Origin of the sequence: Mucilaginibacter sp. AK015, from assembly GCF_014200785.1 — a bacterium.
Classification (GTDB): domain Bacteria; phylum Bacteroidota; class Bacteroidia; order Sphingobacteriales; family Sphingobacteriaceae; genus Mucilaginibacter.
On the sequence record NZ_JACHCV010000001.1, the window covers coordinates 752125 to 778987 of the forward strand.

General features: G+C 44.8%; 17 protein-coding genes. 6 read left to right on the forward strand and 11 right to left on the reverse strand.

The annotated features are described in order from the left end of the window. Positions 1-211 precede the first annotated feature (211 nt). The 4 genes from HDC91_RS03315 to HDC91_RS03330 all read left to right on the forward strand — a co-directional run bounded on the left by HDC91_RS03315 (position 212) and on the right by HDC91_RS03330 (position 5385). Positions 212-1795 carry a flavin monoamine oxidase family protein gene (locus tag HDC91_RS03315; protein WP_221262096.1) on the forward strand — a complete coding sequence of 528 codons (1584 nt, stop codon included), beginning with the start codon at positions 212-214 and terminating at the stop codon, positions 1793-1795. A gap of 34 nt (positions 1796-1829) precedes the next feature. Next, positions 1830-2996 (forward strand): histidinol-phosphate transaminase, encoded by a 1167-nt coding sequence (locus tag HDC91_RS03320; RefSeq protein WP_183548429.1) that lies wholly within the window; start codon positions 1830-1832, stop codon positions 2994-2996. A gap of 100 nt (positions 2997-3096) precedes the next feature. After that, positions 3097-4077, forward strand: a complete 981-nt coding sequence (locus HDC91_RS03325) for a Hint domain-containing protein (RefSeq protein WP_183548431.1) — start codon at positions 3097-3099, stop codon at positions 4075-4077. Between the two features lie 105 nt (positions 4078-4182). Further along, positions 4183-5385 (forward strand): MFS transporter, encoded by a 1203-nt coding sequence (locus HDC91_RS03330; RefSeq protein WP_183548433.1) that lies wholly within the window; start codon positions 4183-4185, stop codon positions 5383-5385. A gap of 41 nt (positions 5386-5426) precedes the next feature. On the opposite strand, the gene HDC91_RS03335 is transcribed toward HDC91_RS03330, so the two are convergent. The 11 genes from HDC91_RS03335 to HDC91_RS03385 all read right to left on the reverse strand — a co-directional run bounded on the left by HDC91_RS03335 (position 5427) and on the right by HDC91_RS03385 (position 24346). Then, entirely contained in the window at positions 5427-5744 is a 318-nt protein-coding gene (locus HDC91_RS03335) for a hypothetical protein (RefSeq protein WP_162432227.1), read from the reverse strand. A gap of 123 nt (positions 5745-5867) precedes the next feature. Further along, the gene (locus HDC91_RS03340; RefSeq protein WP_183548435.1) at positions 5868-7901 is read right to left on the reverse strand and encodes an alpha-galactosidase; all 2034 of its coding nucleotides are present in this window, start codon (positions 7899-7901) and stop codon (positions 5868-5870) included. A 24-nt stretch (positions 7902-7925) separates the two neighbouring features. After that, positions 7926-10250: a glycoside hydrolase N-terminal domain-containing protein gene (locus HDC91_RS03345; RefSeq protein ID WP_183548437.1), complete on the reverse strand. Its 2325-nt coding sequence runs from the start codon at positions 10248-10250 to the stop codon at positions 7926-7928. A gap of 144 nt (positions 10251-10394) precedes the next feature. Beyond that, on the reverse strand, positions 10395-12323 hold the full coding sequence (locus tag HDC91_RS03350; protein ID WP_183548439.1) for an SGNH/GDSL hydrolase family protein: 1929 nt from the start codon (positions 12321-12323) through the stop codon (positions 10395-10397). A gap of 105 nt (positions 12324-12428) precedes the next feature. Beyond that, positions 12429-13658 carry a DUF4998 domain-containing protein gene (locus tag HDC91_RS03355; RefSeq protein ID WP_183548441.1) on the reverse strand — a complete coding sequence of 410 codons (1230 nt, stop codon included), beginning with the start codon at positions 13656-13658 and terminating at the stop codon, positions 12429-12431. Positions 13659-13686: 28 nt separating this feature from the next. After that, positions 13687-14931 carry a DUF4959 domain-containing protein gene (locus HDC91_RS03360; protein WP_183548443.1) on the reverse strand — a complete coding sequence of 415 codons (1245 nt, stop codon included), beginning with the start codon at positions 14929-14931 and terminating at the stop codon, positions 13687-13689. Positions 14932-14955: 24 nt separating this feature from the next. Further along, positions 14956-16866, reverse strand: coding sequence for a RagB/SusD family nutrient uptake outer membrane protein (locus HDC91_RS03365; RefSeq protein WP_183548445.1), 1911 nt, complete (start codon positions 16864-16866; stop codon positions 14956-14958). A gap of 27 nt (positions 16867-16893) precedes the next feature. Next, complete coding sequence (locus HDC91_RS03370) at positions 16894-20154, reverse strand: TonB-dependent receptor (RefSeq protein WP_183548447.1); 3261 nt, start codon at positions 20152-20154, stop codon at positions 16894-16896. A gap of 473 nt (positions 20155-20627) precedes the next feature. Beyond that, positions 20628-22280 (reverse strand): sodium:solute symporter, encoded by a 1653-nt coding sequence (locus HDC91_RS03375; protein ID WP_183548449.1) that lies wholly within the window; start codon positions 22278-22280, stop codon positions 20628-20630. A 12-nt stretch (positions 22281-22292) separates the two neighbouring features. After that, positions 22293-23525 (reverse strand): enolase C-terminal domain-like protein, encoded by a 1233-nt coding sequence (locus HDC91_RS03380; protein WP_183548451.1) that lies wholly within the window; start codon positions 23523-23525, stop codon positions 22293-22295. Beyond that, positions 23522-24346, reverse strand: coding sequence for an SDR family NAD(P)-dependent oxidoreductase (locus HDC91_RS03385; RefSeq protein WP_183548453.1), 825 nt, complete (start codon positions 24344-24346; stop codon positions 23522-23524). Before HDC91_RS03385 ends, HDC91_RS03380 begins: the two co-directional genes overlap by 4 nt. 369 nt (positions 24347-24715) lie before the next feature. Between HDC91_RS03385 and HDC91_RS03390 the strand changes: the two genes are divergently transcribed. Together HDC91_RS03390 and HDC91_RS03395 are read left to right on the forward strand one after the other, a co-directional pair. After that, on the forward strand, positions 24716-25624 hold the full coding sequence (locus HDC91_RS03390; RefSeq protein WP_162432217.1) for an AraC family transcriptional regulator: 909 nt from the start codon (positions 24716-24718) through the stop codon (positions 25622-25624). A 301-nt stretch (positions 25625-25925) separates the two neighbouring features. Further along, entirely contained in the window at positions 25926-26609 is a 684-nt protein-coding gene (locus HDC91_RS03395) for a hypothetical protein (RefSeq protein WP_183548455.1), read from the forward strand. Positions 26610-26863 lie beyond the last annotated feature (254 nt).

The following is a 26863-nucleotide window of genomic DNA, read 5'->3' on the forward strand; positions in this document are numbered from 1 at the left end:
AGGGTTTATCCTACAGACTCGGCGTTACCGCAATTGTTACCGTGCGGCAAATAAAAAACCCGGCAGATTGCTAAAAACCGGCACCACCATATAGGGCCGTTATTTATTGGTGATAAAGAGATATCGTCATATTTAAAATATCCGGCCGCTTCTTTTATAAAAACAGATATTAAATTATCTTTATCAAATAAAGATTTTATAACCACTCCTTTTGAAAACAATTAGCCGACGCGATTTTTTAGGCAAGGGCGCCATGCTGGCGGGCGGCACCTACCCTGCCATGATGGCTTTAGGCTTATTACGGGCTGCCCCCGCGCATGCATTTAACTTACACGGAAGCGGCAACGGCAAACACATTATAATATTAGGCGCCGGCCTGGCTGGTATGACATGTGCTTACGAGCTGAATAAGTTGGGTTATAGGTGCACCATTATTGAAGCGAGGCACAGGACCGGCGGCCGCTGCTGGAGCGTACGTAACGGCAGCGCCCATGCCGAAGTTGATAAACCAACTGTTACCGCCCGGTTTGATGAAGGCCAGTACTTTAATGCCGGGCCATCGCGCATACCACATAACCACGAGCTTACCCTGCACTACTGCAAAGAGCTGGGCGTACCCATACAGGTATACAATAATGTAAACGAAGGCGCTTATTATTTTGCCGAAGGAACAGGCCCGTTATCAAACAAAAAGATAAAAGTGCGCGAGGTGCACAACGATATACGCGGCTATATGAGCGAAATGCTGGCCAAAAGTATTGAACACGGGGGCTTGGACAGCGCCTTAACAAGGGAGGATGCAGAAAAGGTTATTGAATATTTAAAGGCCGAAGGGGGGTTGGATATAGATAAGCTATATAAAGCATCAGCAAGGCGGGGCTATGCAGAAATGTACGGCGCCGCAGATAAACCGGGCAAAATTGCCGACCCTTATAAACTGGCTGACCTGATACACTCCGGCCTGATGGACCCGGATTTTTACAACGTTGCCGAATACACCTACGAGTTGCAGATGACCATGTTCCAGGCGGTTGGCGGGATGGATAAGATCGCATCAGCATTAGAAAAAAAAATTACGCCTTTTTTAAAGATGGGTGCCGAGGTTACCGATATTACCAATATGCCCGAGGGCGTGAAGATCTTATACAAAGATGCCACCGGCAAGCATGAACTAATTGCCGACCTGTGTATTTGCACCCTGCCCCTACCCGTGTTGAGCAATATCAATCATAATTTTTCGGGCGATGTAAGCAGGGCAATCGATTATATCGGTTATATCCCTACAGGAAAAATAGGCCTGCAGTTTAAACGCCGTTTTTGGGAGGAGGATGAGCACCTCTACGGCGGAATTACCCATACCAATAACGACCTTACACAGATATTTTATCCATCATACGATTACCTGGGCAAAAAGGGCATATTGATAGGATACTATAATTTTAATGATAAAGCACAGAAAATAGGCGCACTGAACTATGCGGAGCGTGAAAAATTCGCGCTGGAGAAAGGGAGGCTGATACATCCGCAATATGATAAAGAGTTTGAAAGCTCTTTTTCGGTTAGCTGGCATAAAACCAAATACTCCCTTGGCGGATGGGCGGTTTATACCACCGATACGCGCAAAAATCAATACCCTGCATTGTTAAAGCCCGATAAGCAGGTATATTTTGCCGGCGAGCATCTCACTTATTTAAACGCCTGGATGGCCGGTGCGTTTGAATCGGCACGCAGTACGGTAGCTGCGCTGCACGCTAGGGTAAGCGGCCAACAGGTTCAATATAAAGCGCAGCAATAAACAAAACAAGTAAAAAACTAAAAACACCTTCACAATGGCAAATTCAATTAACCGCAGAAACTGGATCAGGTCCAGCGCTTTTATAGCCGGGGGACTGGCTTTTTGTTCGGGCACCATCGGTAAGCTGGCTGCTATGCCCAAACGTGCCTTCAGATCATCGCGCAGCCTAACAGACCAGGAAGCTGTTTTAAGCGGGCCGTTTGATCTTAAGGCGCGGCTGCTGGCCAACGAGAACCCTTACGGTCCTTCGCCCGCAGCAAAAAAAGCCATCGCAGAATCGATTGATAGCAGCTACCAGTATCCGTTCATGCAGTTATCGCAGCTTTCGGGAAAAATTGCAGCCTATGAAGGGGTTAAACAACAAAATGTGCTGATGGATGCAGGTTCTACTCCGTTTTTGCTGGCTGCCGCCATGCATTACACCCGGGGCGGCAAAAGTGTCATTACCGGCGACCCATCCTACGATGACCTGCCCAGTCGCGCCGAGGAACTTGAGGGCAAATGGGTAAAAGTACCGTTAACCACCGACTATAAGTTAGACCTTGATGCCATGGAAGCTAAAGTGGACGATAATACCGGGCTGGTTTACATTTGCAATCCAAATAACCCTACCGCTACGGTGGTTGATACCGATAAACTTAAAGCTTTTTGCGAACGGGTATCAAAAAAAACAATGGTGTTTGTTGATGAGGCCTATATCGATTACCTGCCCGATCCGCAGGCGGCATCCATGATAAGTATGGTAAAAGCCGGGCATAACATTATTGTGGCACGCACTTTTTCGAAGCTTTATGGCTTTGCGGGTTTGCGCCTTGGCTACATTATCTCGCAGCCGGATATTATAAAAACGTTTAAAAGATATACCACTCAGGCCTGGAGCATTACCGGCACCACCCTGGCCGCCGCGCTGGCCGGGTACCGCGAAACCGATTTTTTAAACGATACCCTCAAAAAAACAAATGCTGCAAAAGAGTATCTGTACACTGTGTTAAAGAAAGAGGGTTACGATTATATACCATCGTCGGCGAACTTCGTAATGTTCCAGCTTAAAATGGACGGTGCAAGATTTTCGACCGAAATGTTCAAACGCGGTGTGGGCATACGCAACTGGAAATTTAACGGCAAGGAATGGTGCCGCGTAAGCATTGGCCGTATGGACGAAATGGAAGCCTTTGCGGCTGCTTTTAAAGAAATATCTTAATGTAAGAGAAGCAAGATATCAGGATGCAGGAAGCAAGACATATAAATACTGTTTGTTTCTTATCTTGTTTCTTGATTCTCACGATCTTGACTCTATTAATATGCGTAAACTAACTATAACACTTTTATTAACCGCTTTGGTTGCTATTGGCCGTGCGCAAACGGTTACGCCCAGGCCGCTTACCCTGGCTGAATATACCAGGGCCCAAACGTTTAACATCGCCGATCTGGATAAAGATACCTACGTAAAATTTGAGAATGCGTATGTACTTGACCGATACGAGGGACGTAAACCATACTTTATAACCGGCAGCGACGGCCTCAAAAAACGCATAGACCTTTACAAGTTGATTGCCAAAGACGGTTTGCAGGAAATTGGAACCATGGTTTTTTATACCAACGAAAAGGGTAAGCTGTACAAAGCCCTTGTGCCCAACTTTACGGCTGAGAGCAAAGTTTGGGAGCAATATTTCCAGGATATTGATAACATTAACAAAGTGGAAACCAATTTTATCCTTAAACTCTCTTACGTTTTATCTAAAGAATTCAGCTTTCAGCAATATAAGCTGTTAAACGGTGGCAAAGATATGAAAGAGGAATCGGCCACATACGGTAACGATATTTGTTTCCCCGGCGATGAACTGGTTACCATGGCCAATGGGGCTAAAAAGTTTTTGAAGGATGTTAAAAGCGGCGACCAGGTAATTACAGTTGATCCTGCTACCAAAGTTGCATCGGCGGTAACGGTGAAGGAGTTAACAGCGCACGTTGCCAAAAACTATGCGTTAACTAAACTTGTACTGGTATCGACACAAATTAACGGGCAGGATATCAGGCTAAGCAGTAAAGTGTTGCAGGCTACACCAAATCACCCGATGCTTACCGTACAGGGAAACCAAAAAATTGGCGAAATAACAATAGGCCAGGACGTACTATGCCTCGATGAAAAAACCGGCAAATACCAGGCGTATACCGTGCTGTTGAAGACAGAAAAGGCAGGTGGCACCCAAAAAGTTTATAACATTGTTGCAGATGGGGGCAGCACCGTTGTTATGAATGGGGTGATGGTATTACAAAAATGACGGCATTTACCTAATGTTAGTAAACGGAGAAGCTGTTCAAAAAACAGCGGCTGTTTTTTGCTTTCAATTTGGTACACTTGCTGAATAATACATCTGCTGCATCTAATGGCTAAAGCCGTACATCCTATTTATAACTTACACTTCGCGCTGGTTTGTCTTAGCTCGCTCTTATTCTCGGCAAGCTTTAATATGCTGATACCCGAACTTCCTGCTTATTTGAGCATTATGGGCGGCGGCGAGCACAAGGGCCTTATCATCGCTTTGTTTACCCTTACTGCGGGTATATCGCGCCCGTTCAGCGGCAGGCTTACCGATACCGTTGGCCGGGTGCCGGTAATGGCAGTAGGTTCTATAGTGTGCTTTATCTGCGGTTTTCTGTATCCTGTATTAAGCACAGTATCCGGATTTTTATTTCTGCGATTATTGCATGGGTTTTCTACAGGTTTTAAGCCTACTGCCACCGCGGCCTACGTTGCAGATATAGTTCCGCGCGAGCGCTGGGGCGAGGCCTTAGGCTTTCACGGCATTTGCTTTAGTACCGGCCTGGCCATAGGGCCCTTTATAGGCAGCACCATAAGGCTGGCATACTCTTTAAATATGCTGTTTTATGCATCATCGTTCTTCGCGCTAATGTCAATAGTAATACTGATGAACATGAAAGAATCGTTGAAATTTAAACAGCCATTTAGCTTGTCAGTATTAAAAATATCGCGGACGGACATTATTGCTGTTGAGGTTTTGCCCGCAGCCATTGTTACCCTTTTGTCGTACGTTGCATACGGCGCGATATTAACCCTCATCCCAGACTGGAGCGGCCACCTCGGCATCATGAATAAGGGTTTGTTTTTCATGGTGTTTACCATTGCATCGCTGCTGATACGTTTTATTGCCGGTAAGGTATCTGATAGGTACGGTCGTATTTATGTGATCAACACCGGCTTGGGCTTGCTGGTTATTGCCCTTTGTTTAATAGCGTACGAAAAAACCTCTTTCGGTTTATTGGTTGGCGGTATAGTTTATGGTGTGGCAACCGGCATCCTTTCCCCCGCCTTAAACGCCTGGACGGTAGATTTGAGCAAGCCCGCCCATCGCGGCAAGGCTATGGCAACCATGTATATCTCGTTAGAAGCCGGTATAGGTTTAGGCGCGCTCATATCCGGCTGGTTTTACCAGGATGTTATAGCGATGGTACCCGCAATATTGTATGCTACGGCTGTGGTTGCTGTTATGGCTGTTGTGTATATGGCTTTCCGTTCAAAAACTCCCGAAAAACACCGGGACGATATTTTGATAGAGGCCGAAGGCTGATCCGCGGGGCTATAACCCCTTTGCCACTTACAAAGCTCGTACTATAAAGTATTGGTTTTTGCGATGGTCTTTTTAACAGCCGGTACCGCTTTAATTTTAACGGATGGAACTTTAACCGTTTCCGCCTCTTTTTTCGACTGATCATCACCCCCTATCAAAGCACCTTTGTTTACCTTAATATGTTTAGCAAATTTTTTTGAAAGTTTCTTCGCTTCTTTTTCTACCTGTTTATCCAATTTTTTGGACCCTTCGCCAAATCTCGCGGTAATTTCTTTTAAATGTGTAACCAAGCTTAACTGGATGGCTTTTTGAGCTGCCTTTTTTGCTTCTTTTACAAGGGGTTTAAGTTTATCTTTCATATATAACGGTGTGATAATATCTGCAAAAGTATACCACAGCAGGGTTACTTTAATATTATCATTATGTTAAGCACTTGGGGCTACTTAACATTGACTTTTACATTTGCCGCGTTAAGTTATTGATTACCTTTTCAATACAAATTGATATAATACCGCGTCGGCACCATTAACTTTAAACTGCAGCGTGTTTGCTACCCCTATTGCATTGTGCTGTAACAGCTCTTTTGTGCTTATGATCTTGGAAACATCTATACCAAGTCGCCGAGGTGATAGCGCGTATTCCCTGGCTTGTTTACCGTAATTTATAACCGCCAGATAAAACCTATCGCCTGTCTGTTTGGTGAATACCTCTGATGTTGTAACATTACCTTCGAGCGGGCGAAATGCTTTGCCATTCTGTATTACGCTTAGCAATTCAGCGTCCTGATAGTATTTTTTCACACGCGCCGTCCACTGACCCGTCACCGAAAAATCATCTCCTGAGATCCAGGTACCCGTAATAATGGCGGATAGCAACCGGGCGCGGTTGGCCCCTATTGTTTCGTCGGCAAATACTACATGGTCTGCATCTATAAAGTTATAGAGATAGGTTTGCCACCAGCCATAACTTACGCTATTTAGCGTGTATTTTGTATGGTCGATGGTTTTAAACGCATCGCAGGCTATACGCCTCATGTGTACATACCGGCCTGTGGCCATGCTTGGCGATATAGCCGCATAGACCAGCATTTGTGTGCCGAGCTGGTCAACTACGTATTCCATCCCTTTACGGTATGCCTGCATTCCCGTGGTTACCGTTGGATCGTAAAATTTATTAGCCTCAACTGATGCGTGGCCTAAAAAATCTATCTTGATCATTTTAAACCCACAGGCTTTTAGCTTGCGCAATACAAATGCTATGCGTTGTTTTGTGCCAGGGTGTGTGGGGTCTAATGCCCTTGCTCCATCAATATCGTTATAACCGTTACCTATCTTCGTCCATAATTCGCCATAGGTGTACTCACTGCCATCTACCTTTCTGTTTGGGCCGCCGGCATGTCCCCAGTCGGTAAATGGCGCCCAATAAATACCCGGCTGCAGCCCTTTTGATTTACAATAATCTGCAAAATGTTTTAATTGGCTGTAATCGCCGTTGTGCACCAGGTTGTCCCAAAACGAATCCAGATCGATAAAAGCAGTGTTGCCTGTACGGAACGCAGGAATGCTGTCCGCGAAGAAGTTTGCTGTTTTGGTGATATTATCAAGCGTGATTTTTTCCTGTATAACGCCCCAGCTGTTCCAACCTACAGGGGTGGGTTTATTCCAGTTAAAAATGTAAGGTGGTTCGGCAATACGGTTGGCCTTTCCATATTCTTCCATACCCCTGCGCCAGTCGTTAAAGAAACCAACAAATATTTTTGGCGATTTTACTATACTTCCACTGATGCTACCATGCTCAATTTTGTCACGGGTTACCGCTTCTGAAGTATAACCGCCCCAAACCTTAATCTGGTTTAAACGCGCAAGGGATTGCACTTCAACCCCCGTTTTCCAAACTTCATGTTCAACAGAACCTGCTATGATACCCGCCCTGCTTTGGTTTGAAAACACCGTACCTACTTCAGAACTTACGTCCATAGTACCGTTAAAGGGTTTTGAATTATAGCTGATGAAGGTGTCGTTATCAAATGGGACAAAAACCGAACGCACATCGTCCCCGGGTATTTTCGTAAAGCCTCCGTTAAAAGGAGACATATAATTACTTTTTAGAGACACCCCGATAAATGATATTTCTGTTAGGAAATAGTTGCGGCGGGAGTAAGTGTAAAACACCTGCCGCATGGCAGGCAGGCCTTTACCTGTCAGCATTAAAGTATGCCTGAACCCTTTTCCAAAGCCATCATGTAGCGGCAGCCGCGTGTATTTTATTGACCGGTAGTCCTTAGAGCTGATAGTATCAGTTTTTACTTTGGCATACGCATAAATATCTGCGAATATGAGCTTGCCACTTTGAAACACCCGGTAAGTACCTGTGGTTAAATTGTAGCTTATTTTACCGGTTTTACCAAAGGGAAAAGTAACCAGTTGCGCGTTTGGTTTGGAACCACCTTCGGCCTTAAATGAAAACGCGACAAAAAACACGATACCGGCTAAGTACCGTTTAAAGGTTGTGAGCATCGTTAATAGACTTTAAGTATGATATCAGGCCTTTACGGCTGACCAGGTTTTTATAACGCCGTTGATCTTAACTTTAACCTTACGGGGACGTGGAGAAGTTATACGGCAATTGACCACTTTGCCGTTTTTCCAGCTAAAGTCCACAGTATAATTTCCACGGGCTTTCAGGCCTTTTACGCTGCCCGATGCTTTCCAGGCGTCGGGCACAGCAGGCAGTAACTCAATGAAGCCCGCATGGCTTTGTATAAGCATTTCGGCTATACCTGCAGTTGTTCCAAAGTTGCCGTCTATCTGAAACGGCGGTCCAGCCGAAAGCAGGTTTGGATAAATACCGCCACCTGCACCGTAATTTATATCGGTTTTAAGGGTTGGTTTCATTATTTCGGTAAACAATTTGTACGCCCGGTTACCATCGTGCAGGCGGGCCCAAAACAACTGTTTATATGCGATCGACCAGCTTGGACCGTCGTCGCCCCTAACCTCTAATGTTTTTTTACAGGCTTCGGCAAGCGCGGGAGTTGCTTCGGGCGTGATCAATGCTGCAGGATACAAACCATATAAGTGCGAAATATGCCTGTGCTGCGGTTCTGTTTCTTTATAATCTTCCAGCCATTCCATCAAACGGCCATCCTTGCTGATCCGCCCCACCGGCGGCAACTGCTTTAACTTGGCCACAAGGTCTTTTTTAAGGGCTTCATCTTTACCTAAAAGCCCGGCGGCGGTTATCACATTGTTAAATAACTCGCGTATGATCTGGTTATCAATGGTCGGCCCTACACATATACTGGCCGTTTTGCAGTTTGGCAGGTAAAAACTATTCTCTGGCGACGAAGAAGGCGAGGTCACCAGCCAGCCCGTTTTCTCGTCTTTAATAAGCATGCTGCTGTAAAACTGCGCAGAGCCTTTTAATATGGGATATATATCACGCAGGTAGCTCTTATCTTCAGAGTAGGCATAATGCTCCCACAGGTTATTACATAACCAGCCCGAACCGGATTTGGTTACCCCCCAGGACGCACTTTCACCCGGTTCCGTAAAACCCCACACATTAGTTATTACGTGGGCAACCCATCCATCGGCATTATAATAAGCTTTTGCAGTGCGCTCGCCGGGTTTAACCATGCCTTTAACCAACTGGGCCAAAGGCAGGTTAAGTTCCGATAAGTTTGACACCTCAACCGGCCAGTGATTCATTTGCACGTTGACATCCAGGTGGTAATCGCTGTTCCAAGGGGTGTTTATCTGGTTGGCCCACAGGCCCTGCAAATTTGGCGGCAATAAACCTACACGCGTACTGCTGATGGTTAGATATCGCCCATACTGATAAAACAATACCGGTAAATATTTATCGGCATTGGGGTTTTTGTGGAAGCTGATGAGCCGCTGATCGGTGGGTTCATCGCCGGCTGTGCCTGCGCCCAAATCAACCTTAACCCTATTGAACAGTTTTTGATACCTGGCAATATGCTGCGCACGCTCTTGTGTATAAGTGGTTTTTAACGCAGCTGTAAGCTGCGCATCTACATTTCTTTTATAATCAGCCCCTCTGAAATCGGTACCGGCTGTAATGTAAATAATAACTTCCGTGGCTTTTTTTATAACCAATTGATTATCAGTATAGCTTAACGTACCCCCCGTTAGCCGTGTTTTAACTTTGGTAAGATATTGCATGCCACCTTTCTCCGTACCACTTTTTAATTGCCCGTACATTTGCAGCCCGCCGTTTTTTTCAATTGTAGTGAACCTTTCCGGGCGGGATAAAGAGATGCTAAAATTTAGGTTCCCCGGCTTATCAGCCGATAGTTTGATGATACTTACATCATTATTAAAACTGGTGAAGTATTCGCGCTTGTAGTTAACCCCATCTATATTGTAAGTACAGGTTGCAACCGCTTTATCCAAAGAAAGTTCGCGTTTGTAGTTGGTAAAAACATGCTCGTTACCGGCATAATCAAATTTAATTTTCAGATCGCCAAGTACCTGGTATTTACCAAATGGCTCGCTACCCGAACCTTTGCCGGTACAAATAAAGTTTTTGTCGACCAATGCCTGTGCTTCGTTATTCTTACCCTCGGCAAGCAACCTTCTTATTTCGGGCAGGCTTTTGTAGGCTTCATAATTATTGGCATCCTGCGGCGCGCCCGACCATAGGGTAATATCGTTTAAAACTACATGCTCTTCCAGTTCACCCCCATCCGGTGTCATACCCAAATGGCCGTTACCTAAAGGCAGGGTCTCTTCCCACTGTGCAGCGGGTTTATCATACCAAAGCTTTAGCGGTTTGGTTTGGCTGTGTGCTGAAACGGCAAATAAAAAAATGATAGTAATTAGGCAGAAGTATCTTTTCATTATCGGTTATGTTATTCAAAACAGGTTATTAAAACGGGCCGGACTAACAGGCTTGTTTTATAAATTGGTGAAATACTAATTGGCTGGCTAAAAATATATGCTTGTTTCCGGCTTTAAAATGGACAAACCCCGCAAACAAATGGATTATTCGTTCCTAAGGAAGTAAACTATACGGCAGGCATTACCCTTACTGGCCGGGTTGTGCCGGTTGGCTATTTTTAGCTTAAGCACGTGCCTGCCTTTTGCCAGGTTACCGTTAAACAATATGTACCATGGCAGGTGCAGCCAGCCGCTCCATTGGGTGTACAAGTCGACAGTTTTATATGCGCCATTGTCAATGGCATACATTACCATTCCGGCGTCACTACCCGATACAATACCTATACCGATAGCTGTTCCGGTAAAAGGCAATGTTAATACTGCCCCGGGCTTATCAGCGGCTAATACCGGCACGTTTACAAAACCCGGGCGGGTATCCAGGCCATCCTTAGGTACCCAGTTTTTGTCAATAGCCCAGTTTTTATCGTGTTGCGCGTTGCTGATGTTATAATAACTTCCGAATTCAAAATTTGAAGCGTTCAAAGGTTTCGGCAGCTTTTTTACCGGTGCCTGTTTAACAAGTGTTTCGGAGCTGGATTGCAGCAAGCTTTTTATAGTAGCAAAATATAGCTCCTGACCAAATGCTGCCGGGTGGATATCTTTGAAGTCGTTAAGCCAGCTAAATTCCTTATTTTGAATTTTATCATACACTTCTTTAGCCAGATTAATAGATGGCAGGCTGTAATGGCTTGCCACCAGTTCGTGGTTTACTACTTCAACCGGACTGCTTCCCCTGGCGTAATCGCTGTTCTTATCCGGGTCGGCAAAGGACATCATGATGATATCCATTAAAGGGTTGGCCCGCCTGGCGTGCCTGATAATGCCTTCCAGGTCGCGCACTTGGGTAAGGCTGTCGGTTCCATTAACCCTGTCGTTTACTGCGGCCTCAACAAACATCAGGTCTACCCGGCCTGAATCCAGCACATCGCGCCTGAGGCGAAATGCGTGCGGTAAACTGCCCAGCGATGGTATGCCTGCCTGTATAAATCTAAACTTTGTTTTGGGATAACGCTCTTTAAGATACTTGCACACTTTATCGCGCCAGCCGGGGTTAAAAGTTATTGATCCCCCTAAAAAAGCTACTGTCGCGTCCTGGTTTTTTGCTACCGTCGAAAAAAAATGCTGAAGCCCTCCCCTAACCGAGTAATAGTTATGGTAGGGCAGTAAGGGCTTTAAAGGATAGGTATTAGCGGCTATGAAGCCTGCAATACTGTCGGGATGCTCAATGTCAAAATGATGCCCAAATAGTTCCTGTGGTTGTTTATCAGCCGTCATTATATACGCTAAGCCACCAAGCGCTATATATTTCCTGATCAAAGGATAGGTATTCTCGTTCGGAGGTACCAGCTTGTCTGTATTGCTGATCATATGCAGCAGGGGAACTTTAAAAGAAGCAAGCCCTTCCAAATTATCTACAGGATTGTCAGTGTAAGCCAGAACTTGCGCTTCGGTAAACCTATAAACTCGTTTCAGTTGTTTCCACGCAGCGGTGTCGCCCTTTCCCTGACCCTTGCCACCTGGCCAACTTTTAAAGTCGCAAACCGGTGTTTCCGCGTAAATGCAGCTCACCTTATCCGGGTTGCGCTTTGCCCATCCGTAGGCATATAAAGCGCCCCTGCTTACGGCCTCTAAAGCCGGCTTAGGCGATAAAGAAACCGTCTTTACGAGGTAGCTGTAAAACTTATCCCAAACCTGCAGTGCCTGCGGGGCGCCGTACTGATCGTCGACATTGATATAGGCAACGTAAAATCCCTTTGTAAGCAGGATGCTATCAATGTCGGTATGCCAATCTGCGAACGACGAGCGCCAAACCCAGGGATTACCGGGGAGCGGCGTGGAGGGTTTAACATAGTAAGCCCGGTAGTTATCTATGCTAAAATTAACACGTTCAAAACCTTTCCATGTATTATTTTGCGCGTGTAAGGGCCGTACGCTATAAAAACAAATAATAGCAACAAACAAATATTTAGTCATAAGCAACAATTTATGGCCGCCGGATAAGATCAACAGCTCATCTGCACAAAATCAGCAAGCCATCCGTTTATGAAGATGGCTTACTGATTTAAATAATTTAACCGGTTATTTAAGTACGTCATTAAAAAAGGTCAATTCGCTTATGTTGCTATAATAGCCATCGCCGGTAGTTACGTGCTTAACCCTTATGCGGATGTACCTTACCGGTGGTATACCTGCATCAAAGTTGACCTTGATCAACTGCTGGCCGTCGTCATTGCGGGTAACATCCTTTAAAAGCGTCCAGCCCTTTGCCTGCATTTCGGAAGTCCAGCCGTTATCATTAGGCGACAGGTTTGTAGCGGCATTGGTAATATCGGCGATGCCCCAAATTTCAAACTGATCAGGGTTATTGCAGCAGTTACGGCCGGTTTCTTCCATGCTGGTAAGCACTTTGTAAACCTTGCCCATATCAAATGTAAATGTATGCGGCAAATGATGGTCGCCATCGCTATGAAAAATGTTTGGATAACCCTGCGGGCCAACCGAACCGTCCCACAGTTTGCTTACGCTTGTACCCGACTCGTAAGTGCCTACATCGCCATTCATCTTATATTCCCTGAACAATGATTTAGCGCATTGGCTTATCCCGTTAATTTCCGGGAAAGTGCTGTAATTTGAAACATAAAATGTATCAATAGACCCTTTAACAGGAATATAGCCCGAACGGAAGCTTACAGGCTCGCCCGATTTATAATCTGTTATCATAAATGATGTACTATCGGGACTGAGGTCTTTTTCAACTATCTCCCCGTTACGGTTAGTATACTTAATAATTGTAGATACATTGAGCGATGTAGTATCGGCCTGCAAAAAGTTAAGCTTAACATTGCCATTTTCGGATACGGTAAAAGGATTGGCAGCATCGTACACACGGTTTGTTAACCCGCTTTGATAAACCGGTCCGTAAACCTTAACGTTGTTGATCTCTAAAGGGATAGAGCGGTTCCCCTTGGCATCATACGAATAAATTGTAAACGAATAGATATACTCGCTAAGGCCCGGTATTATAGCTGTGATAGAGTCGGCGGTATTATGGTTGGTTGAATTCACCACAACCGAATCCGCTTTATTGTTCCAGTAAATAACATACCTGCTTATGCTGGGGTCCGAACTTGGGTTCCATACCAGCGCGGCCCTTAAGTTGCCCGGTTTTGAATGTGGTTTTACTACAACACCCGGGTAAACCATTTCTTTATCACCTAAAAACTTCTTAAAGTCTGTATCCTTTTTTTCGCAGCTTATGGCGCCAATTACGACAATAGCGAACAGACATATCCGAAAAATATTTTTCATAATTTCTTTTTTAATTATTCATTAAACGTTACTGCGGCTTACCAAAAACCGTAACCTCCATTAAATGTGCAGCATCGCCCATTCCCCAGGTATCGTGTACCAGCAGCCTGAGGTATTTAACCGCCGGTGCTGATGCAGGCACCAGAAAATCCACGCCAGCCATTACAAACTTCTCATCGGCTGCGTTTGTGAAACCCGGCTGTAAGCCCGATGGCGGGTTTGGATAACGGTAATTGCCCAGGTTTACCCAATCGCCTACCACGGCACCAACCGGTGCAGATTGTGGCAATACAACGTCCTGTGGCGATTCGACAGTAGAGCCCCACCAACTAAAGTTTTTTGGGTTACCATGAAAGAAGGCGTATTCTAACGGTCGCTCGTATATTTTTATACGGCTTATTTGCGCGGTTACCCCTATGCCAAACGTACATTGCATGGGCTTGCCGGTACCCGGGTTGGTGTGCCATCCGTTTGAATAGCCGTCAATTTTGCCATCCCACAGGTACGGAAGATCCCAACCGTAGCCTATTTCGCTATCGCTTGGTTTACGGTACACTGTAAATTTGGTCTTATCCAGCTGAGTTTCAAAAAGCGGCGTAATATCCAGTAACGTAGTATCCGATATGTTACCATATTTATCGGTTACGTAAACCCCGAATTTGCGCTGTACTGACGGAAAGCCGCGTACGGAATAGTTTATGGTATCCTGATTGGTGTAATGCTGATCGCTTACCTCAAGCGCCTGGGTAGAATTATCCATCGCGATCAGGATCACTCCAATTTCTTTTTTATAGGGATTTAACGCCTGGATATTAACCCCTCCAAAATCTGTGGTAAGCGATACCGTAGGCTTAATGAGCTTGTAATACGGCACATCCGGATTTACAGTTACGGTTAACGGGTCAGACTTTACATTTGCCCTGCTTACGGTGTATAGCGTTACATCGTAGGGTTTATTGGTAGCAAATCCCTCCACCTTCACCGTGTCGCTGTAATAACTCGACTTGGTTTCTCGCGATGTTTTATCATTGATGTTATATTGCGCCAGCACATACAAAATATTATCAGAATTGGGCAGGTCGTAAGTAATATAAGCCCCCCCGTTATAGTTAGTAACCTTTACGTTGGTAACTACAGCCGGTTTTGTTTTATCGGTAGATACCGGTTCGGTATTGTAACCATCATTCTTTTTACAGGCCGAAAGCAAACAAACAAAAGCCAATATCTGCAGGCTGAACAAAGCCTTTGCGAAATATTTATTTATCTTTTTCATATCAAATTCTTTTATAGCTTATTTCTACCAGTAAGGGTTTTGAACCAAATTGTCGTTAACTGTCAGGCTGATATCCTTTATCGGCCACAGGTAATTGCGTACACCAAATATGGCCGAGAACAGGGTGCGCGGCTGATAATAATTAGCCGGTTGTGTTTCGTAAAGGTTCCACCCCTGCATCGGTTGGCTTAATACGCTTTGCAACTCCTTCCAGCGGCGCAGGTCCCAGCCGGCCTGGCCTTCAAACATCAGTTCTAAACGGCGTTCCTGGTGAATGATCTGCCTTAGCCCGTCCTTAGTGTTAAACTTGCCCGGGTTTTTAGCGTAATTTGTCCACGCTTCAACAACTCCCGGTAACCCCGCCCTTGCGCGTACCTTATCTATGTAGGTGTAAGCTTCGGGGGTTGGGCCGTGCACTTCATTAAGGGCCTCGGCATATAACAGGTATAAACCCGCAAGTCTGATCAATGGCAGGCGGTAGCTTATCTCCTGAAAACCATCATCATATACGGATTGATAATGAACCAGCTTTTTAGGCCATATACCCGTGATATTTAGGGTGTTAATATCCTTGGGGCCTGCATATGATTCGATGCCGCGTGCTTCAACATGGTACAGATCATTTAAATTTATCTTGCCGTTGCCAAACCATATCCCACCGTCGAAACCAAGACTGGCGTAAAAACGGGGCTCGCGGTTAAAGTTCACTTTGGCAGTTGAGTAATTTTGGGCAATATAAAAGCGGCTGGCCTGATCGCCGGTTTTAATATTATACCGGCCTGCATAATCAAAGGTCTTATCTTCGTTTATCGGCACACCTTTATCAGAGTAAAAGAGTTCCTGAACAGAAAGTGGTACCGCAAAGGTAGATGGGTTTGAAAATATGTTTACAACACCTTTCTGAGTTAAACGCGGTGTAGCATACCCCTGCCATTGAAAGGTTGGGTTCAGCGCCCATATCACTTCGGGGTTTAGTTCCCATTTTTCGGTAACGGCGTTTTGTATGGTTAAAACCTTTCTTAACGAATCGGGCAGAACCGTGATCGTAGAGGGCGGGATAAAACTATACAGTTTTAAGCCGTTGGCTTCGCAGGCCTCAATCGCGGCCTTGCATGCTAATGCCGCCCTGTCCCATTTTGTTGGATCGTAAGTTGACGGAAAAAGTTTTTCGCCGTCTTTATTTTGTGTACTTGTATAATCCGGATTGCCATTAAAAAGCGGGCTTGCCGCGGTAGCTAAAACCTCTGCCTTTACAGAAAGGGCAATTAGCTGCGTAATACGGCCAAGTTCCTGCGCCTGGTTATTTATTACAGGCGGCAGATCGGGTGTTGCCTCGTCTAACAACGATACGATATAATTGAAAGTTGAATCAACCGATGCGCGTTTTACCTTTATTTCATCGGTAGACGCGGTTATAGCCAGGTTGTTTTTGATCAATGGTATCGGGCCATACATACGCGCCAGGTAAAAATGATAGTAAGCCTTCAAGAACTTAACCTCGGCTATCCATCTTTTCTTTTCTGCAAATGACAGGTCTACAGGCTTGTCAATATTTTCGAGCATGGTGTTGCACCTGCGTATCGACCTGAATATAGCTTTACCGCTTTTTTCACCATCCCAATAATTAAGCCCGGGCTCCGCGCTGTTTTGCGACCCCCTAAGCAAGTTGAAGCCGGTTTCATCAATAGGATGCTTGGTTAAATTATTGGGGTAGATGATTTCGCCCGAAGTTGTAAAACCGGCATTGGTAGTAACATCTGCAAATTGCTGCAAGGTTGCATAGCAGGTAAATAAATAGTTTTCGGCTTCGTTACGGTTCCTGAAAGCATACTCGAGCGTGCCGGTGTTATTGGGCGCCAGATCGAGGTACTTCTTGCAGGATACGCCCGATAGCAGCAAAACTACCGCGCATAAGATCTGTGATATTTTTTTCATATAAATGATCTAAAATTGTCGTATGATTTATAGATTAACGTTTAGCCCTACGTTGAATACTTTTTGTATTGGATACGCGAACCCGTTTCCGCCTATTTCCGGATCCCACAGCTTAAACGGACTCCAGGTGTATAAATTCAAACCGTTGAAATAAAGACGCACTTTATTCATTTTCCATTTCTGGGTTAAGCGGGTTGGCAGCGTGTAGCCAACCTCAACAGATTTAAGGCGCAGGAAACTGCCGTCGCGCAGCCACCAGGTGCTATTTTGCCTGTTGTTTTCAATCTGGTTGCCGTTTACACCCAGGCGCGGGTATTGGGCGTACAAGTTTTGATTGTCCTCAGACCAATGGTCGTCAGCAAACGCTTTAAGCAGTTGGGTATTGCCGCTTGCATACGCGCCATCGGGGCTTTGTATAAAAGGACTGGTCCGGCTCGGATCGATAAAAAAGCTCACCTGTGCCTGCCCCTGCAAAAAGGCCGAAAGATCAAATCCTTTATAGCCACTCGATATACCGTAACCGTAAACAATTTGAGGGGTTGTTGGGTAGCCAATAAATGTTTGATCTTTACTATCAATTTTGCCATCGTTGTTCAGATCGCGATATTTTATATCACCGCCTTTTGGTGGTATACCGCCCGATGAAAATATCTGGCTCGGCGAATTTGCCGCTTCGTTATCATCAACAAACAGGCGTTCGGCAATATAACCCACCTGGCGTTCCAGGGTTTGTCCTACTCGGTACCGATAGTCCTCAGCATATTGAGGCTCTTCGTATTTGGTGTATTTGCTTGATGAAACCGTTAAGTTTCCCCTGCCTTGTATAAAACCACTTTTACCAAATGTTCTTTTATAATCCATCTGCAAATCAAGTCCTTTGGTTTCGGCGGCGCCAAAGTTAGCGCTGATCTCCGCCTCTAAGCCCATTGTGCTGGGTATAGATGAGCGCGCTTGCAGTACATTGGTACGGTTAAATTTGTAAACCTCGGCAGTAACATTAAGATCTTTTAAAAGCGTAAACTCGAGCCCTAAATTAAGCTGCTTTGAAGTTTCCCAGGTGATATCGGCATTTGGATAACTGTTAACTACAACACCGTTGCGGCCATACCCGTTATTGGTACCAAAATACGCCGGGTTACCCCCATTAAGATCCACGCGGGAAAGATAGAAAAAGCGCTCTGAGCCGATCTGGTCGTTACCTACGGTACCGTAGCTTCCGCGAAGTTTTAAGCGGTTGATGACCTGATAAAGGCCATCGCCCCAGAACTTTTCATCAGAAATTATCCACGAAGCGCCAATGGTTGGAAAAAATCCGAACCGGTTTTTAGCGGCAAAGCGTTCGGTACCGTTATATCCAAAGTTAAATTCTAAAAAATAACGGCTTTTGTACGAGTAAGTGGCACGGCCCGCAAGGGTGAGGTTGCGATAAGGCAGCGAGTTGAACAGGTTATCGGCATTACCGTAAAGCGTTTGCTGTTGTGTGCCTATTAACGAACTGCTGATATTGTGGTCGCCCATCCTTTTGGTATAATCTACCACACCCTGAAAAAACAGATAGGTATTTGCCTGGGTATTGTTAAAGTTACGGCTGTAATTCAGGTATTCTGTAGCGGCGCCGGGTTGCGGGTTTAACCATGATAAAGTATATGTGTTACTTGGTTTATCGTACGAGCCGATGTTGTAATAAAACGGATTATAACCCATCGAAGACTCGAAATACGAGAACCTGTTGGTATGAAACAACCCTCTGAAGCTTAAGCCATTTGTTACAAAATCAAGGTTTTGGTTCAACTCCATCTGTGCCGACATGCGCGACTGTGAGAAGTTTTTATGACCACGTAACAAAGCAGCATAAGGGTTAAGATAGGCTACCGCGTTTGACCCTGTACTGCCTGCTGACGGAGCATTGCCAAATAGTATATGCTGGGTGTTCACATTAGCATCATCCGCCGGGTACGAGGGTGCAAATAATACCGGGCTGGTATGCATGGCTATATTATACAAATCGGTTGAGAACGAGGCATCAGCAGTAAGCGGGCCGTTGTATTCGTTAAACGTTCCGGATAATCTTACGATCAGTTCTGTAGATTTGGTTAAATTGATATTAACGTTTGAACGCAATTGATAGTTACGGAAGTTTACGTTATTGTCGTTATTGTTCATAATATCCTGGCGGAGTATGCCGTGGTCGATATTATATGATCCCCCTACGTAATAGCGGGCTACGCCGCCGCCCCCGCTTACACTTAAGTTTGCCCTTTGCGTGTTGGCGCGGTCTTTAAAAAGCGTTTTCAGCCAGTCTACAGCCGGGTATACATATTGGTTACTGCCCGGGGCGTTAGCCAAAGTAGCCTCGGTATTAATAATTTTATTTTGACTAAAAGGCAGCGGACTTAACGGGTCGCGGGTGATGGTCGCTTCGTTAAATAAGCGCATATAAGTGATGGGATCTGCCAGCTGCAGGTTTTTAACCGATTGTGAAACGGAGTTCTCTACCCGCACATTTATTTGCGGCTTGCCAACCTTACCCTCTTTGGTGGTCACCAAAATCACGCCGTTCGCCCCTCTTGCACCATACAACGCTGTAGCGCTCGCATCCTTAAGTATTGAGAAACTTGCTATATCATCAACCTGTAAGCGGGCAAGGTCTGATGTGGATAGCTCCACGTTGTCGATTAAAATAAGCGGGTCTTTTTTATAGCCGAAAGTGGTTACCCCCCTGATAAAAAACGAAGAGTTGTCCAGGCCCGGCTGCCCGCTTGGCTGGTAGGCTATTACACCGGCTACCTGGCCTGCCAGGGCGTTTGTAAGGTTGCTTGCCGGTATCTTCAGATCGGTAGGTGTAATGGTAGTTACCGACCCTACAACAGCTTCTTTGCGTTGCTTACGCCCATAGGCGGTGATAACCACATCCGCAAACTCATTTTTTGTAACTTTCATTACAATGTTATACGTCTGTTTATCAGCCGAAACCGTAAAGGTTGTTTCCTTATAACCTACATAGGTAACCCTGAATATGGTACCCGGTTCGGCATCGATAACAAACTTACCATTAACATCAGTAGCAGTACTTACATTCTTTTTGTTTGTAGCTACAATGTTTGCACCAATTATACTGGTGCCCGTGGTATCGGTGATTACCCCTGTTATTGTTGCCCTTGTTTGCGCGTAGGTATTGGTGCTGAATACGGAACACAATATCATCAAAAGATACAACGTACCGGCAACCTTCCTGAGCGCGACTTTTGGCAGCCAAAAATCTGTTATGCGTTCGTAAAATAGTTTCATAAATGTTTCCTCATAATTCGGTTTTAAATTCTTTTATTCTAAAAAATCAATTGGTTCATTACATCCTAAGATCTTTCAGCGGTTTAAAAAGGCACGAGTTCTCCCTTCTGCAACTTCATGGCAAAGCCATATAGCTACAAGTTCTAACTACAGTTCTGTACAATTCAATGATTACGCGTTTGAAATTGCACCTTGAATTGAAGAGCAAAAAATGCGTCTTTCAGGGCGCTTATAACCGGCGTGATAAATCTGAAAAAAACGGATGAGGCATATTTCTTGCCTGATATGTGTAAAAATATTTCATAATTATAAGAATGGGTTAATTGGTTGGCTAAATTTAGATGCTTAATTTTTCCTTTAAAATGGATAAAGCTTTAAAGGTGATGGACTATTATATTATTTTATTACAAATTTTGCTTATTAACAAGTTGTATTTGTTATAACAGTTGCCGAAATATAACACAGTCATCAGCCTACCTGAAAATCCAGAACAAAACCACCATGACGGATATCAGCAAAACAGATAAAAACTTGTAGTTACCAAAGCCGTACCATCCGGGGCTTTTCAATGATTCCAGCGGCGATCTCCAGTAAAGCTTAGCGCTTTCGGCGGTATGGGTTGCCGGGTAGGCCAGTGTAAGAGCCCCCTGTAACACCAAACAAAAAACAAATAAGTAAAAAGCCATCATCATAAAGGGCACCGCGCCGATAAAACTGTGGGGCATAAGCTTGCTAAAGGCAAACACAAGCACCCCTGCTGCCGAACCGATATATAGGGTTAGTTGCGCCGACTTTGCCGACGCCCTGCCCCAAAACACCCCCAATAAAAAAACGCATGTTATGGGCGGAGCTATATGGGCAATAATATCATTTAAACCGTTAAAGATGCTTTCGTAACTGTTAAGCAGCGGTAAAAGCAATAGCGATATGATAAATGATACGCCCGCGGCTATTTTGCCCGCCGTAACCAATTCCTGGTCGTTAGCATCTGGCTTGTATCTTTTGTAGATATCGTAGCTGGCCATTGTAGATATAGAATTGAGCGCACCGGATATCTGGCTCATTAACCCGGATAATAGGGCCGCTACAAGTACCCCTGCCAAACCTTTTGGGATAAGCTGTAATATCATCAGTGTGTAAATACCTTTGCTGTTCACAACTTCTTTGCCATCTACAATAGTTTTTATACTATGTACATCCAACTGCCCGGTTTGGTATAACGCATAAGCAAACAAGCCGGGCATCACAAATATAAACACCGGTAAAATTTTTATAAATCCACAAAACAGAGGGCCTACCCTTGCATGGTTCTCATCCCTGGCACCCAAAACACGCTGTACGATGGTTTGATCGGCACACCAATACCAAATACCCAGTACCGGGTAACCCAATAACACTGCGTACCACGGCAGGCCGCTGGAATCGCCATGGGGGCGCATCATAGACAGTTTACTCATCTCGTTCTTTTGCTGCAGCACATGCACCATACTATCCCATCCGCCTGCTTTATTATAAGCCACAATGCTCATAATAACAGCTCCTGATAGCAGCACTACGGTTTGAATAGACTCGGTAACTACTACTGCCTTTAGCCCGCCTACCACCGTGTAAACAGTAGTTATCACCGAAATGATAATAATGCTGGTATACATATTAACGCCAAACAGTGTTTGCAAAACAATGCCACCCGCCAGTAACGAGAAAGATATATGTATGATTATAGCTGATAGTATTGATATAAATGCCAGCCAGTCGCGGCTGGCGCGGTTGTAACGTTTCTCTAAAAAGTCGGGCAAGGTTGATACTCCTGATTTGATGTAGAACGGGACGAAGAACACCGCAAGTAAAATAAGTGTGAACGATGCCATCCACTCAAAGGTGCCATTAAGCAGGCCGGTATCAAAACCGCTTTGTGCAAGGCTCACAAGGTGCACACACGATATGTTAGTAGCAAAAAGCGCCAGTCCTATCATGGGCCAGCGCAAACTTTTGCCTGCCAGGAAATAATCGCTCGCGACGTTTGTTTTCTTACTTGCCGACCGATGCCGAAGGCCGGTCCATAAACCTATTGCCAGGATCAGGATAACATACAGAATACTTACGGTGGCATCAAACGATCCTATCATGGCTATCTGGTGTTAATTCTTTAAAATAAGCAGGTCGCAACTGCTGCCGGCTTCCTGCGGTGTCAGGTAAACGCCATTTACAATTTTAGCAGGATTTGCGAAATGCTTTTGCAAATGCGGAATATGCTCCAGGAACAAAGCCTGGTGCCCCATGCCGATATGGTTAAATAAAACCAGGTGCTGATGTAACTGGCCCATATCGCCCACATGCGGCACAACAGGCACGCCAAATTTTTTGCACATCAGGCTTATGGTAATAAACTCACTCACCCCGCCTACCCGCACGGCATCTACCTGCATAAACGAAGATGAACCGGCTTGCAAATAATTTTTAAAAATGATCTTATTAGGCACGTGCTCACCCAGCGCAAGCCGTACCGGGGCAATGGCGTCCGCCAGTTTGGTATGCGCGTTTACATCGTCTGGGTGTGTCGGTTCCTCAATCCAGTACGGGTTCATACTCTTTAACCGGGTACAAGTATCAATTGCCCGGGGCAGATTCCATTGCTGGTTAGCGTCAAGCATCACTTTAATGTCATCGCCGGCTATTTCACGTACGATATGCGCCCTGCGGATATCCCGGTCAGGATCAGCAGCCCCTACCTTTAGCTTCATGGCGGTAAAGCCTTGCGCCAAAGCTTTTTTGCAGTTTTCCTTAACCATTTCGTCAGGATAATTAAACCAGCCCACGGAAGTATCGTAACCAGGATACCCTTTATCTAAAATGCTTTTTCTTGCTTCCTTTTGCGACAGCTGTTCGGTAAGCATACTCACTGCCTGGTCATACGTCAACTCGTCTTCCAGGTACGACAGATCGAGTGTATTTACAATTTGCTCAGGCGATAGCTCTGTAAGCAATTTCCATAAGGGAACACCCCTTTTTTTGGCCCACAGATCATAACAAGCGTTGGTTACCGATGCCAGGGCCAGATGAACAACACCTTTATGTGGCCCAAGCCAGCGAAATTGCTGGTCGTTAGATAGCGTCCTGAATAATTCGCCAAAGCTGGCCATGGTTTCTTCAATATCCCTACCTGTTAGCAGGCGGGCATAGTATTCCGCTGCCTGGCAAACCAGGTTGTTACCCTCTCCCAAAGTGAAGGCAAATCCCGTTCCGGTTATGCCGCTATCGTCCATCAGCTGCGTTACGGCGTATGAGTATACCGGATCGCGGTGTATAGCATCGCTGCCGGCGTTACCATCCAGCGGGAAACGAATGTCTGACACTTTTATCTTCGAGATCATGATAGGGTTACTTTTTCATCAACGATGGCGTTAGCGGGTCCGGGTTGCCCCGTATATCTGCGATACCCTAACTCGGCCCCGCCCGACACAGGCAGGATGCACCCGGTAATAAAACGCGCTTGTTCAGATACCAGGAAGAGGCAGGCATCGGCCACAACATCACCTTCGGGACAGTACCCTAACGGGTGGATCCCGTCCAAATAGGTTTCTATATGAGCTGCGTTGGGTTGCTGACTGCTCCACCGCCTCAGCATCGGGGTCCATACACCTGCAGGAGCCACAGCGTTAACACGTACCCCATACGGTGCATAATCAAGTGCCATAGATTTTGTAAGGGCATTAACTGCACCTTTAGTAGCAGTATAAGCCGCATGAAGTTCCTGCCCAATGTCGCCAACAAGGCTGCTGCTGTTAAGTATATTGCCGCTGGTAGCTTTTAAAGCGTCGATACCAAATTTTGTAGTATTATAAATGCCTTTAACGTTTACATTAAAAACCCTGTTCCACTCTTCGTCCGTAGTGGCGCAAACGGTTTTAGATGGGTTAGACACCCCTGCGTTGTTATGAATGACGTTTATTTTACCGAACCTGGTCAGGGTTTCGGCAATTGCCCGCTGCACATCCGCAGCGCTTGAAACATCCGCAAGAATGTAATGAATATTGTCGTCAAAGAATTGCGAGCGGCATTGGTTTAAACTGTATTCTTTATGAGTTATGATGCTAACCTTTGCCCCGGCCTGATGGTAAACCGCGGCGCATTCATAGCCGATGCCTTCCGTACCGCCGGTTAAAAAAACAACCTTATCTTTTAGTAATTGCATAAATGTGCACAATAATTTAATACAAGCCCGCAATTAATACCTGCACTGATTGATACGATACTAAAACGGCTGTGTTTTGTATGACCCCGCGTTCTTTATCTTAGTCAGTCACCTTAAAAAAGCCAGCTTCTACCGGGTGATACTTATAATTGGTTTATTAAATGCGGTGACCAAATTTAGTTTCCGGCAAAAAGTTATCTAATAGCCAATTCATCTATTTTAATGGATAATTCTATCGGTATTTAAAAATCATTATCGGTTATTTGTAAATAACCATTATTATTACATTAAAAAAAACTTACTTTGGCACAACCAAGCGTCATTATTGCCCACCTAATGGAATATTCTATTAATTACAATTATTAAAACATGGCTGGTTCTTTTAAAAGGAAGGATGGTTTTGAAGGTGAAAAGCTAATGAGCTTGCCACAAAAAATACTGAAGGACTTTGTAAAAAAATACCCTTCGATATTTAATATTTACATCACCCAAATAGGTTATTTCCCGCAGGCGTCCTACCATTACAAAGAACGGCGAAAAGGCTGCGAAGACAATATATTGATATATTGCCTGAAGGGAAAAGGGTATTATATAATTGACAAGAAAAAGTTTGAGGTTACCCCTAACCAGTTCTTTATACTGCCTGCCACCGAGGTTTATATGCGCTACTGGGCTGATGAAGAAGACCCATGGACTATTTACTGGGTGCATTTTACCGGAGACGATATCGCCACTTTTAACTCGTCGTTAAACATTGGGTTGTTTAAAGGCCCCGTGCAGATTCCTTTCAATAATAAGGCGCTTGACATCTGGAACAATATATATCAAAACCTGGAAATGGGCTACAGTAAAGAAAACTTGTGCAATGCAACCTTTTGCCTGTATAATATGATAGCCACCTTTTTGTTCCCGGATAAACATGTGGTAAGCGAACCAAACGATGCGCCGGATATTATAACAACAACCATTATCAATATGAAGAACAATATTGAAAAGAAAATGACTGTTGAAGATATGGCGGGTCAGCACAAGCTTTCCAGTTCGCATTTTTCCAGCCTGTTCCGAAAGGCTACCGGTATGCCCCCTATCGATTATTTTATACATCTTAAAATGCAGAAAGCCTGCCAGTATCTTTATGCAAACGAAGCCAAAATAAAAACTATAGCAATGGATCTGGGGTATGATGACCCGTACTATTTTTCGCGTGTGTTTAAAAAATATATGGGGATGTCGCCTGAGCAGTATAAACTTACCACTAACGTTCGGTCGCAGGTGTAGCGATAAACAACGTTTAGCAAATTGATGCGCCGTTGCAGTAGTCAGGCTACGATCCAATCCATCCTACCGGTACGCAAGTAACCGGAACCTGGCCAATGTTAGTTTTAATATTGTTAAAATAATACCCTTTCATCAAGCTGCCGGTACAGGCAGGAATTTAAAATTCACTTTAAAAAACGCGCTTTAACAGCACGTAAGTAGCTTTGTTACAATAGTGCACATTTTAGAAAATGTAGTGTAATCATCTGCATTGGCGGCAGTTTAACTTCGGGTTAATTATTTAACCAAATTCAAACACATTATGAAAAAACTTAATCAACTGTCTGTAGGCGGCGCGTTGCTGCTGGCACTGTGTTTTGGCTGCGCCAAAGACGCGAACAAACCAAGTACTACACCTAACAAGGCCGAAGCGACTGTGCCTCGCGCGGCCGTACCCCAAAGCGCTTTCAATCTTTGGCAAACATGTAACGGCACGCCTTACAACATTTCGGGTACCAATGGTATTTGCGTACCAGTGGGCAATTGCAGCACCGATATTGATGCAGCACAGCAAAAAAGCGGACAAAATGCAACCGGCATGCAATTTAACGGCTGCTTTAAAGGAGGTTCAAACGCCTATAGTTCGGCAAGCGAGCAAGCGGTTTTTTTGGCCGATAATGTTTCGCAGTGGAACGGTAACGAAATGGGCTTTGTGAAAACCCTGAATGACAACGCGCTGAAGGCTTATTTGCAGGGTGGCGGCCAATACTATACACAAGTGTTATCCATTAACGATAACGGTTATCATACTTATAAGTGCCAGGCAAGGTCAAGCAATACACACCAGGTTGATTTTTATGTAGACGGCGCATACAAATGCACCCTTACTAATAATAGTGGCAGCTACTATAATAAATACTATTACTTTGTAGGCACCAACCACTGGTACGGCGGTTCAAACCCTACTGGCCAGCAAATTGAAATGTACAACATGACCACTTATTAGCGCTTTTATTACCATAAACCTTAAAACAATAAATGCCGCCTTAAAGTGGCATTTATTGTTATTTTTTTTCGATCGTCAACACTATTTCGTTAAAATCAGATTCGGTTTGATTATGATCTGAACTGATCAAACTGATTTTCCAGGCACAATTGTACTTTGTCTTAAAGTGAATTAAAACATACTTTCATCAACGGTTTGCGCCGGAAGCTTTGGTCACCTGTCTTGCTTTTGCTGTGCAAATATGTACTTTTGAA

Bases quoted from the DNA above. Each gene is read 5' to 3' on its own strand.
- HDC91_RS03390 (WP_162432217.1), top strand. From the start codon at position 24,716: ATGGCTGGTTCTTTTAAAAGGAAGGATGGTTTTGAAGGTGAAAAGCTA.
- HDC91_RS03320 (WP_183548429.1), top strand. From the start codon at position 1,830: ATGGCAAATTCAATTAACCGCAGAAACTGGATCAGGTCCAGCGCTTTT.
- HDC91_RS03365 (WP_183548445.1), bottom strand. From the start codon at position 16,866: ATGAAAAAAATATCACAGATCTTATGCGCGGTAGTTTTGCTGCTATCG.
- HDC91_RS03340 (WP_183548435.1), bottom strand. From the start codon at position 7,901: ATGCTCACAACCTTTAAACGGTACTTAGCCGGTATCGTGTTTTTTGTC.
- HDC91_RS03370 (WP_183548447.1), bottom strand. From the start codon at position 20,154: ATGAAACTATTTTACGAACGCATAACAGATTTTTGGCTGCCAAAAGTC.
- HDC91_RS03355 (WP_183548441.1), bottom strand. From the start codon at position 13,658: ATGAAAAATATTTTTCGGATATGTCTGTTCGCTATTGTCGTAATTGGC.
- HDC91_RS03395 (WP_183548455.1), top strand. From the start codon at position 25,926: ATGAAAAAACTTAATCAACTGTCTGTAGGCGGCGCGTTGCTGCTGGCA.
- HDC91_RS03345 (WP_183548437.1), bottom strand. From the start codon at position 10,250: ATGAAAAGATACTTCTGCCTAATTACTATCATTTTTTTATTTGCCGTT.
- HDC91_RS03350 (WP_183548439.1), bottom strand. From the start codon at position 12,323: ATGACTAAATATTTGTTTGTTGCTATTATTTGTTTTTATAGCGTACGG.
- HDC91_RS03360 (WP_183548443.1), bottom strand. From the start codon at position 14,931: ATGAAAAAGATAAATAAATATTTCGCAAAGGCTTTGTTCAGCCTGCAG.
- HDC91_RS03330 (WP_183548433.1), top strand. From the start codon at position 4,183: ATGGCTAAAGCCGTACATCCTATTTATAACTTACACTTCGCGCTGGTT.
- HDC91_RS03385 (WP_183548453.1), bottom strand. From the start codon at position 24,346: ATGCAATTACTAAAAGATAAGGTTGTTTTTTTAACCGGCGGTACGGAA.
- HDC91_RS03325 (WP_183548431.1), top strand. From the start codon at position 3,097: ATGCGTAAACTAACTATAACACTTTTATTAACCGCTTTGGTTGCTATT.
- HDC91_RS03335 (WP_162432227.1), bottom strand. From the start codon at position 5,744: ATGAAAGATAAACTTAAACCCCTTGTAAAAGAAGCAAAAAAGGCAGCT.
- HDC91_RS03375 (WP_183548449.1), bottom strand. From the start codon at position 22,280: ATGATAGGATCGTTTGATGCCACCGTAAGTATTCTGTATGTTATCCTG.
- HDC91_RS03380 (WP_183548451.1), bottom strand. From the start codon at position 23,525: ATGATCTCGAAGATAAAAGTGTCAGACATTCGTTTCCCGCTGGATGGT.